A 15,217-nucleotide genomic window follows, 5' to 3' on the forward strand; every position below is an offset into this window, starting at 1 on the left:
AGGATAGGATATGTTATATCTATAACGCTTCTTACCTTAGCTTATTTTGTGATTCCAACATAGGCTCTGTTTGGTTATAATAGTTCTCCTTATGGTTCGTTTAAGGTGCTTTAGTTACTATATGTCGAGATATTTTCTATCAAGAATGAGAAGAATTGAGCAGATATGTATCTCTCTGTATCCATAGCAGTCATTATTAACTGCAAAACTGTAAATTGAAAGTTAGTTAGGACTAAGTGCCTGACAATATATTATTTGTAACAAAAAACAATTATGAGAAAGTATATCCTTTATTCGTTAGCTATCCTGTTGGCAGCCTGTTCAAAAAGTGTTCCTTATTCTGACGAAACCATTAAAAATGACCTGCGTGTACCTGCTTATCCGCTATTAATGCTCCACCCGCATCTGCGTTTATGGTCGACAACAGATCAGCTGACAGAGAAGAATATGATTTTTACTAATGGGAAAAATCTTCCTTTTGTCGGTTTCCTGCGGGTGGACGGAACGATGTATCGCTTTATGGGTAGACGTGAACTACCTATGCAAGCCATTGCAACAATGGCATACGATTATGAAAGCTGGGAAGGAAAGTACACCTCTCTTAGACCGGATGAAGGCTGGGAGCAACCGGATTTTAATGATCAATATTGGCAGGTAAATGAAGGTGCATTCGGTACACGCGACAGACGTGAAACGAGAACGCAGTGGCTTTCAACTGATATATGGGTGCGGAGGGAAATCGTGGATATTGATCCATATTTGCTTGAGAACAAGAAAATATATTTGCGTTATTCGTATGATGATATAGTTCAATTATATATTAACGGAAAACTAGTCGTAAGTGCGGACCGCGCAGCGGCAAATTTAAAAGTCGAGTTGCCGGATTCTATCTTGAATACAATGAAGGAAGGGAAAGCCCTTATTGCAGCTCATTGTGAGAATAAAAAAGGTAGTGCATTGATTGATTTCGGCTTATTTGCAGAGGAGCCGGGAATATTGGTAGAAGGCATAGCTCCTGTTTCTAATGAGAAGGAATGGATTGGGAAATATACAACAGAACAACCGGAAGAGGGTTGGGAAATGGCTGCTTTCAATGATAGCGCATGGGCACAAGGAAGCGCTGCTTTTGGCACGGAAGGCGGACCGAGTGTTGGTACTCCCTGGAATACCAATAGGCTATGGATTAGAAGGGAAGTCTCATTCGATCCTTCTTTAGTGAAAAATAGACAACTTTTTGTGCGTTATTCGTATAATGACGGTATGCAGCTGCTTATTAATGGAAAGGAGCTTGTTCGTACAGGAACGAAGGCACGCAACGATGTGAAAGTGCAGATTCCGGATTCTATCTTGGAAACAATGAAAGATGGAAAAGCCTTGTTTGCTGCCCGTTGTGTGAATTGGGGAGGTACTTCCTTTGCAGATTTTGGGTTGTATGGTGAGCTGAAAGAAGCCGGGCAAAAATCAGTGGATGTGCAGGCTACCCAAACACATTATATTTTTGATTGTGGAGATGTGGAATTGAAACTGACGTTTACGGCTCCTTATTTATTGGATGATTTGGAACTGTTAAGTCGTCCGGTCAATTATATTTCTTATCAGGCTAAAGCCTTGGACGGTAAGGAGCATGATGTCGCTATTTATTTTGAAATGGATCCTCATAAAGCCTTTCGTGCCGGGCAGTCTACGGAAATGTATGAAAAAGACGGTTGGGTGATGATGAAGACCGGTCGGGAGAATCAGAAGTTATGGGTAGATAAGCTGAAAGATGCTCCGGCCTGGGGGTATTTCTATTTAGGGGCGAAAGAGAATGCTACTTATGCACAAGGGGACGCGGCAGAGATGCGGGCACACTTTATGAAAGAAGGTGATTTGAAAGAAATGCGTCGGTCGAATGAAAAACGTTATGCGGCAATAGCACAGAAGCTGGAAATGAATAGTGAGTTTCCCCAACATCTGATTGCGGCTTTCGATGGATTGTATACAATGGCTTATTTCGGTGAGGACCTACGACCTTATTGGAATAAGGACGGAGATAGAACGATAGAAGGATTATATGAAGACGCGGAAAAAGTATATAAAGAAACAATGGCAAGGTGTTATGCTTTTGACAGGCAATTGATGGAAAATGCTTGCCGTGTCGGTGGTAAAGAGTACGCAGAACTATGTGCTTCGGCATATCGTCAGGCCGTTTCGTCTTTCCAGATGTCTAAGGATTCGAGTGATGAGTTGCTCTATTTTACTACGTTGGTGGGTTCACTGGATATTTATTATGCTGCTTCACCGCTATTTCTTTGTTATAATCCCGATCTGCTGAAAGCAATGTTGAATCCTTTCTTTTATTATAGTGAGAGTGGTAAATGGAATAAGCCTTTCCCGGCTCATGATTTGGGCGGTTATCCGTTTGTAAACGGACAAGCGAAAGGGGGAGATTTACCGGTTGAACATGCCGGAAATATGCTGATTATGGTGGCTGCTATGGCTAAAGCGGAAAAAGATGCATCATACGCAAAGGTTCATTGGGAGACTCTCTCCAAATGGGCGGGGTATTTGGTGGAGAACGGGGTTGATACCGGTAAACAGATTGATACCGATAGCTTTGCCGGCCGCTATTCTCATAATGCTAATTTGTCTGCCAAAGGAATTTTAGGTATTGCATCGTATGCTCTTCTGGCAAAAATGCTAGATAAACAGGAAGATGCTGAAAAATATTTGGCAGCAGCAAAAAGAATGGCCGAAGAATGGGAGAAGCAGGCTTCTGATGGGGATCATTATCGTTTGGCTTTTGACCAGATGGATAGCTGGGGGCAAAAATATAACTTGATTTGGGATAAACTCCTTGACCTTCATGTTTTTCCGGATAGAGTCGTAGAATTGGAGACTGTTTTTTATAGGACTAAATCGAATACTTACGGTTGTCCGTTGCATAGTAAAACTGATTATGCGAAAGCTGATTGGACTGTATGGGCGGCTGCATTGCAAAATGACCGGCTTATGTTTCGTGAGTTTATTCTTCCGCTTTATAATTATATGAATGAAAACAAATGGCGTGTACCAATGGCAGACACTTATAATGTGGTGAATCAGAAAACAAGAGTCACATCGTGGGGAAGACCGGTAACGGGTGCCTATTTCATAAAATTATTAGAGGCGGTTTTAGATGTAAAAGATAATAATATCGTTTCAAAAGATGAAATGAATTGTTCAAAGTAATCCTGATAAAATAGGTGTCTGAATGTTATAATTATAGATGAATAGGGGATGTTCTGTTTGTCTGTACCTTACAGAGAGCGTGAATGGTAACCTTATGGATTGTAATATACTATTGAATGATGTTGGTTTAATGTGTATATTTGTAAGAAATGCGGGATGAAACATGGAATCAATATAAATCCCATAAATAAAATTAGATAATTATGAAAAACATTTTCCTTCCCAAAGTAATGATGTGTATAATTGCGCTGTTTACTTTAATTTTACCTGCTTCTGCACAAAAAACAAATGCGACTGAGTACAAAGAAACATTGAAGAAGATTATGGACTTTTCTGGTACTTCGACCACTACGGATGACTTTTTCCAGAAATTATCTTCTATAATGAAATTAAATGTGCCGAAAGAAAATGAGGCTTATTGGAATGAGTTTGCTAAAAATTGGAAACAGAAGATGGAAAAGAAGATATTTGAAATGTATATGCCTATTTATGAGAAGCATTTAACATTGGAAGAATTGAAAGCTGTTGCTGCATTTTATGAATCTCCGGTAGGTGAAAAATATAAAGAGGCTTCGTTGATTGTTATGCGTGAGGCAATGCCGTTGTTAGTGCAGCAACTCCAGACAGAGATGTTCAAAGAAGTAATGCCGGAGAGAAGTGAACGAGTAAAAAGAGATGAACAACGGCTGAAGGAATATGAGCAAAAGAAGAAGCGTGATAAAGAGTTATATGCACAAGCTTATATGCTTCCTAGTGATAGTATAGTTGTAGTTCCTGAAGAAGTGTATGAGAAAGCGTATGAGAATGGGAGGTCTACAAGTCCTTCTTTATATTCGATTGAAAGGAGAAAGAATGATACTAAGGTGACATTCATACAACCTATTTATTGGGATTGGCAATGGTTGTATTATAGTCCGGGATTTAAGATTGTTGATAAGAAAAGTGGCGATGAATATAATGTACGAGGATATGATGGTGGAGCTCCGATGGGTAGGCTGTTGGCTGTCAAAGGATTTAATCATAAATATATTTATATCAGCCTTCTATTCCCGAAACTGAAGAAGAGTGTGAAAGAAATAGATATTCTTGAGTTGCCGCATGAAAAGGATAAAGAACAGTTGCCTTCTAATGACGATGGAAGGTCTAAATCATATTTTAATATAAAGGTGAAAGATTATCAGGTTGCTTTCGGTAAGAAAAATAAGAAGATCTATTATTAGTTTAAATGATGATCAGAATTTGAAATGATAATAGTAGGTATATGAACATGAGCGTTTACTGTTTTTGATATAAATTTATTCTATATGAGAAATCGAATTATGATTCTATGCACGTTTTGTGCCATTGCTATATTTTCTTCTGCCCAAGAGAAATACTCAATCAAAGGTATTGCTAATGAGGAATTGAATAATCAATTGTTGTATTTATGCTTGATGGGAGAGGGAGATGAAAAGAATGCTAAAGAAGTTGTTTTGGACAGTACAACAGTGGAAAAAGGTAAGTTCTCTTTTTCCGGTGTATATCAGATGCCGGATATTGCAATCATCAAGGATATGGATGGAGAAACCTATCCGTTGATTCTCGAAAAAGGAAAAATATCTGTGAATACTACTACGAACGAGAGAGGGGGAACACCCTTAAATGATTCATTGAATATAGCTTTAAATCGTATGCAGCTTATAATGGATAATATGGTAAAAACATCAGAGGATATTTATAAGTTAATGACTGGAATGAAGCCTGAGGAATTTGCTGATAAGATGGTGAATGATACTGCATTTAGAGCAAAATATGATAAGATAGAGAAGAAATTTCTTGCACAAATGGATTCTGTATCGCATTGTATAAGGGATTATAAGAATAGTATAGTGGGTATATACCTTTTCTCCATTGGAGGTATGATGATGCCTTTCGAGGACATGGAGATTTTGATGAAAGAAGCTTCGCCTATGTTCTCACAAAATAATCTAGTGAGAAACATTGTGGAAAAGAAGAACCAGGCACAGTTGCGTATGAAGGCGGAAGTTGAAAAGAAAATGACTCCAGAGCAGCGTGAAGAACAAAAGAAACGGAAGGAGATGGACGCTAAGATAAAGATTGGGGAACGTTTCCCGGATGCTAAAGTGAAAGACAATACTGGCAACATGAAGCTCTTGTCTGATTATGTAGGTAAGGGAAAATATGTCTTGATTGACTTCTGGGCTTCATGGTGCGGACCTTGTCGGCATGAAATGCCTAATGTGAAAGCTGCCTATGAAAAATATGCTTCTAAGGGATTTGAGGTGATTAGCATATCTACAGATCGGAAACTGAAACCTTGGAGGGCGGCTATTGAAGAACTTGGAATGAACTGGACACAATTATTGGATGTGGATGCTGGTGACGTATACGGCATTTATGCTATACCCAGAACTTTTCTTGTAGATCCTACGGGGATTGTTATAGACAGAAATTTAAGGGGGGAAAAGCTGGAGGAAGCTTTATCGAAGTTGTTTGAATAATCATTGCTTTGTTTTTATTGGATGGGTGAATTGATAGTTGTTATCATACTAATAGCTTTCAACTATCAATTCACCAATGATTTTTATTAAATAAGAAGCCCATCCAATAGTTCTAAATACAGCCCGATAGCCTCTTCTATCTCTTTCAGCATAATATATTCCTCTGCCGTGTGTGAACGTGACGAGCGTCCTGGACCTATTTTAACCGATGGAAAGGACATTAATGCCTGATCGGACAAGGTTGGAGAACCGAAAGGCACACGTCCCTGCTTCACAGCTTTTTGGACAAACGGATGTTTCTCGTCGATTCGTGAAGAGTTGAGGCGGAATGAACGGGCTTGAGCTTCGCAGGAAATATGTTTCTTGATTTCCGCAAACAGTTCTTCATTCGAGTAAAGCTCGTTGCTTCGAACATCGACAACGAACGTACATTTGTCGGGAACGACATTGTGTTGTGTGCCGGCATTGATGACAGTGACACTCATCTTCACAGGTCCCAATAACGGTGATTCTTTCTCGAAACGATAATCGCGGAACCAGGCAATGTCGTCCAATACCTTGTAAATAGCATTGTCTCCTTCGTTGCGTGCGGCGTGTCCCGCCTTACCTGTGGCAGTAACATCCAATACCATTAATCCCTTTTCGGCAATGGCAGGTTGCATCTCCGTCGGTTCGCCCACTATGGCAAATGAAACAGGAGGAAGTCCCGATAATACGCTCTCAATTCCGTCTTTTCCAGAAACTTCTTCTTCACAGGAAGCAAGATAAATCAGATTGTATTTTTGTGAAGTACGACATAGTTGCAGGAACACCTGTAATAGAGAAACAACACTGGCACCGGCGTCGTTACTTCCTAACCCATATAATTTACCGTTCTCTTCACGTGGAGTGAACGGATCTTTCCGCCAACCATTAACAGGTTTCACTGTGTCTATGTGCGAGTTAAGTAAAATAGTAGGCTTCTTCAAATCAAACATAGGGCTAAAGCACCACACATTATTTCCTTTACGTCCGGTCTGCATACCTGCCATTTCAATATAATTTTGCAGGAAATCCGCAGCCTGGGTTTCTTCCCGGCTGATTGAAGGGATACTAATCAGCGATTTAAGTAGGCTTACAGCCTCTGTCGACATATACGGAATATCATATTTCATAGTGCAAATCTTTTATCTATATCTTAATCTTTGCACAAAGATAGTCGTTTTGAGCAATAGTTTCAAATAAAACTAATACCTTTGTGCCATATTTACTAATACAAAGAGTATGACTTATCATCATTTATCTGTCCTGGTCCATCGTCAGGCCGAAAAATATGGCGACAAGGTAGCCTTAAAATACCGCGACTATGAGACAGCTCAATGGATTCCTATTTCATGGAAGCAGTTCTCCGGAACAGTACGGCAAGCAGCTAATGCTTTCGTGGCATTGGGAGTGGAAGAACAAGAGAATATCGGTATATTTTCACAGAATAAACCCGAATGGTTCTATGTAGACTTTGGTGCATTTGCCAACCGGGTGGTTACCATTCCGTTTTATGCAACCAGTTCACCTGCGCAGGCGCAATATATCATCAATGATGCGCAGATTCGTTTTCTTTTTGTCGGTGAGCAATATCAGTATGATGCCGCTTTCAGCATCTTTGGTTTCTGTTCTTCTTTACAACAACTGATCATTTTTGACCGTTCGGTGGTAAAAGACCCTCGTGACGTTTCATCTATCTATTTTGATGAATTTATGGCGATGGGAGAGGGATTGCCTCATAATGATACGGTGGAAGAACGTACGGAGCGGGCTTCTTATGATGACCTGGCAAATATCCTCTATACTTCCGGCACAACGGGGGAACCGAAAGGAGTTATGCTTCACCATTCCTGCTATCTGGAACAGTTTCATACACACGATGACCGTCTGACGACGATGTCGGATAAGGATGTATCGATGAACTTTCTTCCATTAACACACGTGTTTGAGAAAGCATGGTGTTATCTCTGTATCCATAAAGGAGTGCAGATTTGTATCAATCTCCGTCCGGCAGATATACAGACAACCATTAAGGAAATTCGCCCGACACTGATGTGCAGTGTTCCCCGTTTTTGGGAGAAGGTGTATGCAGGGGTACAGGAAAAAATAAACGAAACAACAGGGTTGAAGAAAGCACTGATGCTGGATGCTATCCGGGTAGGTAGAATCCATAATCTGGATTATCTGCGTCAGGGAAAGACTCCTCCGGTGATGAATCAACTGAAATATAAGTTTTACGAAAAGACTATCTATTCTCTACTGAAAAAAACAATCGGTATTGAGAATGGTAACTTTTTCCCGACTGCCGGTGCTGCCGTTCCCGATGAAATCAATGAATTCGTTCATTCGGTAGGAATCAATATGGTGGTAGGATATGGACTGACGGAATCTACGGCTACTGTATCTTGTACGCTGCCGGTTGGTTATGACATCGGTTCGGTAGGCGTCGTATTGCCGGGACTTGAAGTGAAGATTGGCGAAGACAATGAAATCCTGCTTCGGGGTAAGACGATCACAAAAGGCTATTACAAAAAAGCGGAAGCCACAGCTGCCGCTATTGAGCCGGATGGCTGGTTCCATACAGGTGATGCCGGTTATTTTAAAAATGGTCAGCTTTTCCTGACGGAACGTATTAAAGACTTGTTTAAAACATCGAACGGCAAATACGTCGCTCCACAAGCTTTGGAAACGAAGTTGGTCATTGACCGTTATATCGATCAGATTGCCATTATCGCCGATCAGCGTAAGTTTGTCTCGGCTCTGATTGTTCCTGTATATGGATTCGTAAAAGAGTATGCCAAAGAAAAGGGTATTGAATACAAGGATATGGCGGAACTGTTGCAGCATCCGAAGATTGTAGGACTGTTCCGTGCACGAATCGATACACTTCAGCAGCAGTTTGCACACTATGAACAAATTAAACGTTTCACCTTACTGCCTGAACCATTCAGTATGGAACGTGGAGAGTTGACTAATACACTGAAACTGAAACGGGCAGTAGTTGCCAAGAATTATAGTGAGCAGATAGAGAAGATGTACGAAGAAAATGAGAAATAAGCGATAGGCGGTTTATCGTTAAAAATGAAACGGTAAACCGTAAATGCGCAAACAATAAAGAGTGTATTGGAGCTCTCTTTAAAGTATTACCCCTGTTACAGATTGAACTGTAACAGGGGTAAACTTTGTATTTAGGGGTGCTTTGACACCTTCTTTTTATTATTTATGGCCGGATCATTTCTTTTAATATCCGAAGATTTGTTCCTGAGTCAATTCTTCAATAGGACCTACAGCTTTCAATTTATCCAGCTCCAAATCTTTCTTATCTCCCAGAATACAATAAACATACGTACGTCCTTTTACCCATTGCTTTTGGAAATCGACAATATCTTTTAGCGACATATGCTGTATATCGTTGTAGAGTTTGATGCGCGGGTCTACGTTTTGCCCTAAATCCTGTGCATTGATATAACTCCAGATAATGTCACCCTTGATGATACGTTCGGTGCGCAGACGGTTGGTTAATCCGTCTTTAGCCAGTTTGAAAGCAGCTTCGGATTCCGGCATATTGTTGATGATGTCATTAAATGTAGTGACGGCATCAATCATTTTGTCGTTTTGCGTGGCAATCTGTGTACGTAGTACATAGGGATACTTCAAGTAACTCGGCGGCATTATGCTAGCCCAGGCGGAATAAGCCAATCCACGTGTTTCACGCATTTCCTGGAAGACGATGGAGTTCATGCCCCCTCCGAAGTATTCATCATATAATGCGCGGATAGGTTCAATAGCCGGATCATGCTTCTTGTCGAGATTGGATATCTGTGCCATGTATATTTGCTTGGCGTCATAAGGAGCTATTAGAACTTTAGTGACGGGAGTCTCGAGATAAGAATACTCGTTTCCGGCAGGAATCTCTTTCAGAGTTGCCGGAACCTGATGATATTGGTTGATGGTAGCCAGTAAATTTTTGCTGCTGCTTGGACCGTAGTATAAAATACGGTGTTTGTAGCTGTTCTGATTGTGAATCCGGTCTACCAGTTCCTGTGGATTCATATTTGTCAGTTCCGCTTCCGTCAGTAGATTGGTGGCAGGGGATTTGGGACCGTACATGGCAAAGCTCATCAAACGGGAGAAGTTCTGTCCCTGATTCAGTTTGGCATCCGAACGGGCTTTCAGTATATCGCCGGTCATATTAGTATAGGCTTCCTTATTGACCTGCGCATCTGCCAGCAGCTTTTCGAATAATTGTACGGCAGCAGGCATGTTCTCATTCAGTCCGGAAAGTACGACATACGTGCGTTCGTTACCCGGAGAAACATAGAAAGTACAAGCCAGGCGATAGAATTCACTTTTCAGTTCTTCCGGTGTCATGTCCGAAGTACCCAGATATTCGAGATAATCGAATGCTGTTCCCAAAGCTTTGTCATGGTTGTTTCCCATATCAAAGACATAAATCAATTGGAACAGGTCATTGGCTACATTCTGCTTGTAAAGAACCGGAATATCCGATTTTGCTTTTAACTGGCTCATATCCTTTTGATAGTCGAGGAACACAGGTTCAATCGGTTTAACTGCGCTTTCCTGTACCTCCACAAGGAACGGACTGGCTACATCACGATTGGTTGTGATGGGAGTAATCTCCGGTTTCGTCATCTTCTTTTCGTTCGGGTCTTTTCCTTGCTTTTTGTAGATAACGGCATAATTATCTTCTTTCAGGTATTTGTTGGCGAACGCTACGATGTCTTCTTTGGTCAGTTTGGCCATGCGGTCGATGGCAGTAACTTCATTTTTCCAGTCTGTGCCGTTGATAAATGAGTTGACAAACATATCGGCACGTCCTTCGTTGCTTTCCATGTTTTGCAGTTCACCGAGCTTGAAGTTGTTGATGTTCGCTTCCAGCATTTTCTCGTCGAACTCTCCGGCACGGAGCTTCTTGATTTCGCTGAGTAGCAAGTCTTTTACCTCTTCCAGTGTTTGTCCTTGTTTGGGAAGTCCTCCTAACAGCAATGCAGAGTAATCTGCCAGTCCCATCGGGTAACCGTAGCTATTCAACACTTTCTGCTGCTGGTTCAGGTCAAGGTCGATAAGTCCTGCCTTTCCATTGTATAATACTTGCGAAACGACTTGCAGGATTTCAAAGTCCTTGTCGGACACACCGGGGAATCTCCAAGCCAATGCAACGCTTTCGGCATCCGGACCTAGCACTTCTTTTACAACAGGTTGCGTGATTGGCGCCTCTTTCGGCAGGTTCAGTTTCGGAAGTTCCGGATTGGGTTTCAATCCGCCGAAATATTTGTCGATCAACGCAATCGTTGCATCCGGGTCTAAATCGCCGGACATACAGATTGCCATATTGTTAGGCACATACCATTGTTTATAGTAGTTCTTGATATTCGTGATAGAAGGATTCTTCAGGTTTTCCTGCGTGCCTAACACAGTCTGTGTTCCATAAGGATGGTTGGGGAAAAGAGAAGAAAAAATAGCTTCCTGCACTTTGCTGTTGTCACGGGTGAGCGACATGTTCTTCTCTTCATATACAGCTTCCAATTCAGTATGGAAACCACGAATCACATTGTTTTCAAAACGATCTGCCTGAATCTTCGCCCAGTTTTCTATCTGGTTGGAAGGAATGTCTTCCTGATAGACCGTCTGGTCATACCAGGTATAAGCATTGCTGCCGGTAGATCCGATAGCTGCCATTAATTTGTCATATTCATTAGGGATAGCATACTTGGAAGCTTCGTAAGAAAGGCTGTCGATGGTGTGGTAAATCGCCTTACGTTCCGCTTCATCCGTAGTCTTACGATAAATCTCGAACTGTTGTTCGATTGCATCCAGCAGAGGCTTTTCGGTCGCGTAGTCTTGTGTGCCAAACTTGTCAGTGCCTTTAAACATCAGGTGTTCGAAATAATGAGCAAGTCCCGTCGTTTCTGCCGGGTCATTCTTTCCGCCCACTCTTACTGCGATAAATGTTTGTATGCGCGGAGTCTCCTTGTTTACGGTGAGGTAAACCTTTAGTCCGTTGTCCAGTGTGTAAATGCGGGCCTTTAGCGGGTCATCGGGCACTGTTTCGTAGCTATACTTCTTTTGTGAGCTACAGCTGCAAATCACTAATGCCAGGAAGAGTGACAAGCAAGAAAGTTTCAATCGTTTGTTCATAATATGACAACATTTTAATAACAAAAACAAAGGTAGCAGAATTTTGCTTATCTTTGTCCCCGATATCTGAAATTTGTAAATAATAAAATTGTAAATCAAATGATTACTATTGAACAACTTAAAGACGTGAAAGAGCGCACTGATGCGCTGAGGAGGTATCTTTGACATCGACGGGAAGAAAATTCAAGTCGAAGAAGAGCAATTAAGAACACAAGCTCCGGGATTCTGGGATGACCAGAAGAGAGCCGAAGCTCAAATGAAACTGGTGAAAGACCTGCAAAAGTGGATTGAGGGTTACAACGAACTCAAGACGCTGGCAGATGAACTCGAACTGGCATTTGATTTCTATAAAGAAGAACTGGTGACTGAGGAAGATGTGGATGCTGCTTACGCAAAAGCCAGTGAGGCGGTAGAGGCACTCGAACTCAAAAATATGCTTCGTGATGAAGCCGACCAGATGGATTGTGTGCTGAAAATCAATTCAGGTGCCGGTGGAACGGAAAGTCAGGACTGGGCTTCTATGCTGATGCGTATGTATCTGCGTTATGCCGAGACGAATGGTTATAAAGCTACCATTGCCAACCTTCAGGAAGGGGATGAAGCCGGAATCAAGACCTGTACCATCAATATCGAAGGTGACTTTGCTTATGGTTATTTGAAAGGAGAGAACGGTGTGCACCGTTTGGTCCGTGTTTCTCCCTACAATGCGCAGGGTAAACGTATGACCTCTTTTGCTTCTGTGTTTGTTACTCCGTTGGTAGATGACAGTATTGAAGTTAATATTTTGCCTGCCAATATCTCTTGGGATACGTTCCGAAGCGGTGGTGCCGGTGGACAGAATGTGAATAAGGTGGAGTCCGGTGTCCGTTTGCGTTATCAGTACAAAGACCCTTATACCGGTGAGGAAGAAGAAATCCTGATCGAGAATACCGAAACCCGTGACCAACCGAAGAACCGTGAGAATGCAATGCGTCAGTTACGTTCCATCTTATATGATAAGGAATTGCAGCACCGTATGGCAGAACAGGCAAAGGTGGAAGCCGGTAAGAAGAAGATCGAATGGGGTTCTCAAATCCGAAGCTACGTATTCGATGACCGTCGTGTGAAAGACCACCGTACCAACTATCAGACCTCGGATGTGAACGGCGTGATGGATGGTAAAATAGATGGTTTTATCAAAGCTTATTTGATGGAGTTTTCTTCACAGGAATCATAAAAAATAAAATTAGCAAGAGTTATTTTTGGAAAGTTAATAGATTTGTACTTACTTTGTTAGCGTTGAACTTTAAAGCTAACTATTATGGGTAAGGTGAAGAAAAAAGTAGCAATTAGTAAAAAGAAGAAGAACAAGCCCAGAAGGTTGTCAAAATAGTGTTCGTCTCATTAATTATTTTGGCATTGATTATGCTGATCGCATTTTCCTTTTTCGGCTGATAGTTCGCCACAAATTATACGGTTAACCCAAATTGTTTGGTTATTGATAGGATGAATATCAAATCCGATGTGTGTTAATCAGCGTAATTTGTGGTGAACTCTTTGTTTTGTAATGCATTTGTATTCTCTGTAATATAAATGTAACTTTTCTGTCATTTTCCCGTAGTTAATTTGTCATCTCCGTGTATCCTCACAGTTGTACTTTTGCCGTGAATTTAGTAGCAGACAACTGAAATGAGTAGAATCACAACAACCGTCGTTATGCTTTTGCTGGCGACAATTGCCTTTGGACAGGCAAAAGAAGATGCAGGGGATGGTAAGAAGCTGGATAAGCAGACCATGGAGTTTAAGGATTATCTGCCGGAGATTCACGGAACTATCCGGGGAAAGTACGAGTACCAGACAGAAACAAGTGAAAGCCGTTTTGAAGTACGTAATGCACGCTTCAGTGTTTCGGGAAATGTGCATCCGATAGTTGCTTATAAAGCGGAAATCGACCTTTCTGATGAAGGTTCTATCAAGATGCTTGATGCATATGCCCGTGTTTTTCCGGTGAAAGACCTGAATTTTACGATTGGTCAGATGCGCGTTCCTTTCACGATAGACGCTCACCGTTCACCACATCAACAGTATTTTGCAAATCGCTCATTCATAGCTAAACAAGTAGGAAATGTGCGTGACGTCGGTTTCACGGCCGGCTATACGAATAAAGGCGGTTTCCCTTTTATCCTTGAAGGAGGATTATTCAACGGCTCCGGTTTGACCAATCAAAAGGAATGGCACAAAACGCTGAATTATTCCATAAAAGCACAGCTATTACCTAATAAGAACTGGAACCTGACACTTAGTACCCAAATGATAAAACCGGAAAATGTGCGCATTAATATGTATGATGCCGGTATTTATTATCAGAATGATCGTTTTCATATTGAGGCGGAATATTTATATAAGATGTACGGGCATGAAGCATTCAAAGATGTTCATGCAGTGAATAGCTTTATCAATTACGATTTACCACTGAAAAAGGTATTCAATAAAATTTCTTTCCTGGCTCGCTATGATATGATGACCGACCATAGTGATGGCAAAATGGATGAAACGACAAAAGCCCTGATTATAAATGATTATGCCCGCCACCGTGTGACAGGTGGAATCACATTAAGTCTTTCCAAAGCCTTCATTGCCGACCTCCGGCTGAATTTCGAAAAATATTTCTATAAGAACTCCGGCATCCCCAAAGAATCGGAACGGGATAAGATCGTGATTGAATTCATGACGAGATTCTGATGTAAATTGAGAATTGAAAATTGAGAATTAAGAAATGATAGTTTGATACCTTGCATCGTGTATCAGAAAACTACAGCGTTTTGATTCTCAATTTTCAATTTTTAATTTATCTTTGTGTCATGGCACAAGAAATAGAACGTAAATTTTTGGTTACCGGTGAATTTAAATCTTTGGCTTTTGCGCAGAGTCGCATTGTACAAGGGTATATCAGTAGTGCTCGTGGGCGTACTGTCCGGGTTCGTATCCGGGATGATAAGGGGTATTTGACGATAAAGGGGGCTTCTAATGCTTCCGGTACCAGCCGTTATGAGTGGGAAAAGGAATTGCCTTTATCAGAAGCGGAAGAATTGATGAAACTTTGCGAACCGGGGATCATTGACAAGACCCGTTATTTGGTGCGCAGTGGCAAACATACATTTGAAGTCGATGAATTTTATGGTGAGAATGAAGGACTTATTGTGGCGGAAGTAGAACTGGAATCAGAAGATGAGGCCTTTGTGAAACCCGGTTTTATTGGTAAAGAGGTTACCGGAGATATACGCTACTATAACTCACAGTTAATGAAAAAACCGTATAAAACGTGGTGAACGTTAACAAATAAACCG

Annotated in this window: 9 protein-coding genes; 7 read left to right on the plus strand and 2 right to left on the minus strand. The window is 41.3% G+C overall.

All coding sequences use genetic code 11. The annotated features are described in order from the left end of the window. Positions 1-273: 273 nt before the first annotated feature. The 3 genes from NXX38_RS08885 (at position 274) to NXX38_RS08895 (ending at position 5,711) form a co-directional block, all read left to right on the plus strand. Positions 274-3,210 (plus strand): glutaminase family protein, encoded by a 2,937-nt coding sequence (locus NXX38_RS08885; RefSeq protein ID WP_258979267.1) that lies wholly within the window; start codon positions 274-276, stop codon positions 3,208-3,210. Positions 3,211-3,413: 203 nt separating this feature from the next. Beyond that, a complete protein-coding gene (locus NXX38_RS08890) occupies positions 3,414-4,430 on the plus strand; it encodes a DUF2059 domain-containing protein (protein WP_148364086.1) in 1,017 nt (338 codons plus the stop codon). An 84-nt stretch (positions 4,431-4,514) separates the two neighbouring features. Further along, complete coding sequence (locus tag NXX38_RS08895; RefSeq protein WP_258979268.1) at positions 4,515-5,711, plus strand: TlpA disulfide reductase family protein; 1,197 nt, start codon at positions 4,515-4,517, stop codon at positions 5,709-5,711. Between the two features lie 86 nt (positions 5,712-5,797). Here the strand turns inward: NXX38_RS08895 and NXX38_RS08900 are convergent, their stop codons facing one another. After that, positions 5,798-6,865: a M20 family metallo-hydrolase gene (locus NXX38_RS08900; protein ID WP_195648856.1), complete on the minus strand. Its 1,068-nt coding sequence runs from the start codon at positions 6,863-6,865 to the stop codon at positions 5,798-5,800. Positions 6,866-6,974: 109 nt separating this feature from the next. On the opposite strand from NXX38_RS08900, the gene NXX38_RS08905 reads away from it, so the two are divergent. Continuing rightward, positions 6,975-8,789: a long-chain fatty acid--CoA ligase gene (locus tag NXX38_RS08905; protein WP_148364084.1), complete on the plus strand. Its 1,815-nt coding sequence runs from the start codon at positions 6,975-6,977 to the stop codon at positions 8,787-8,789. A 183-nt stretch (positions 8,790-8,972) separates the two neighbouring features. On the opposite strand, the gene NXX38_RS08910 is transcribed toward NXX38_RS08905, so the two are convergent. Continuing rightward, positions 8,973-11,891, minus strand: coding sequence for a pitrilysin family protein (locus tag NXX38_RS08910; RefSeq protein ID WP_258979269.1), 2,919 nt, complete (start codon positions 11,889-11,891; stop codon positions 8,973-8,975). Between the two features lie 99 nt (positions 11,892-11,990). Between NXX38_RS08910 and prfB the strand changes: the two genes are divergently transcribed. The 3 genes from prfB (at position 11,991) to NXX38_RS08925 (ending at position 15,199) form a co-directional block, all read left to right on the plus strand. After that, positions 11,991-13,107 (plus strand): peptide chain release factor 2 gene (gene prfB, locus NXX38_RS08915; RefSeq protein ID WP_143256892.1). Its coding sequence is split into 2 segments (ribosomal slippage): positions 11,991-12,053 and positions 12,055-13,107, totalling 1,116 coding nucleotides; the frame shifts between segments, so codons are not numbered across the junction. Positions 13,108-13,559: 452 nt separating this feature from the next. Beyond that, complete coding sequence (locus NXX38_RS08920; RefSeq protein WP_148364082.1) at positions 13,560-14,612, plus strand: porin; 1,053 nt, start codon at positions 13,560-13,562, stop codon at positions 14,610-14,612. Positions 14,613-14,731: 119 nt separating this feature from the next. Then, positions 14,732-15,199, plus strand: a complete 468-nt coding sequence (locus NXX38_RS08925; protein WP_148364081.1) for a CYTH domain-containing protein — start codon at positions 14,732-14,734, stop codon at positions 15,197-15,199. The last annotated feature ends 18 nt before the right edge of the window (positions 15,200-15,217 follow it).

It is taken from the genome of Bacteroides sp. BFG-637, assembly GCF_024793605.1.
Taxonomy (GTDB): Bacteria; Bacteroidota; Bacteroidia; order Bacteroidales; family Bacteroidaceae; genus Bacteroides; species Bacteroides vicugnae.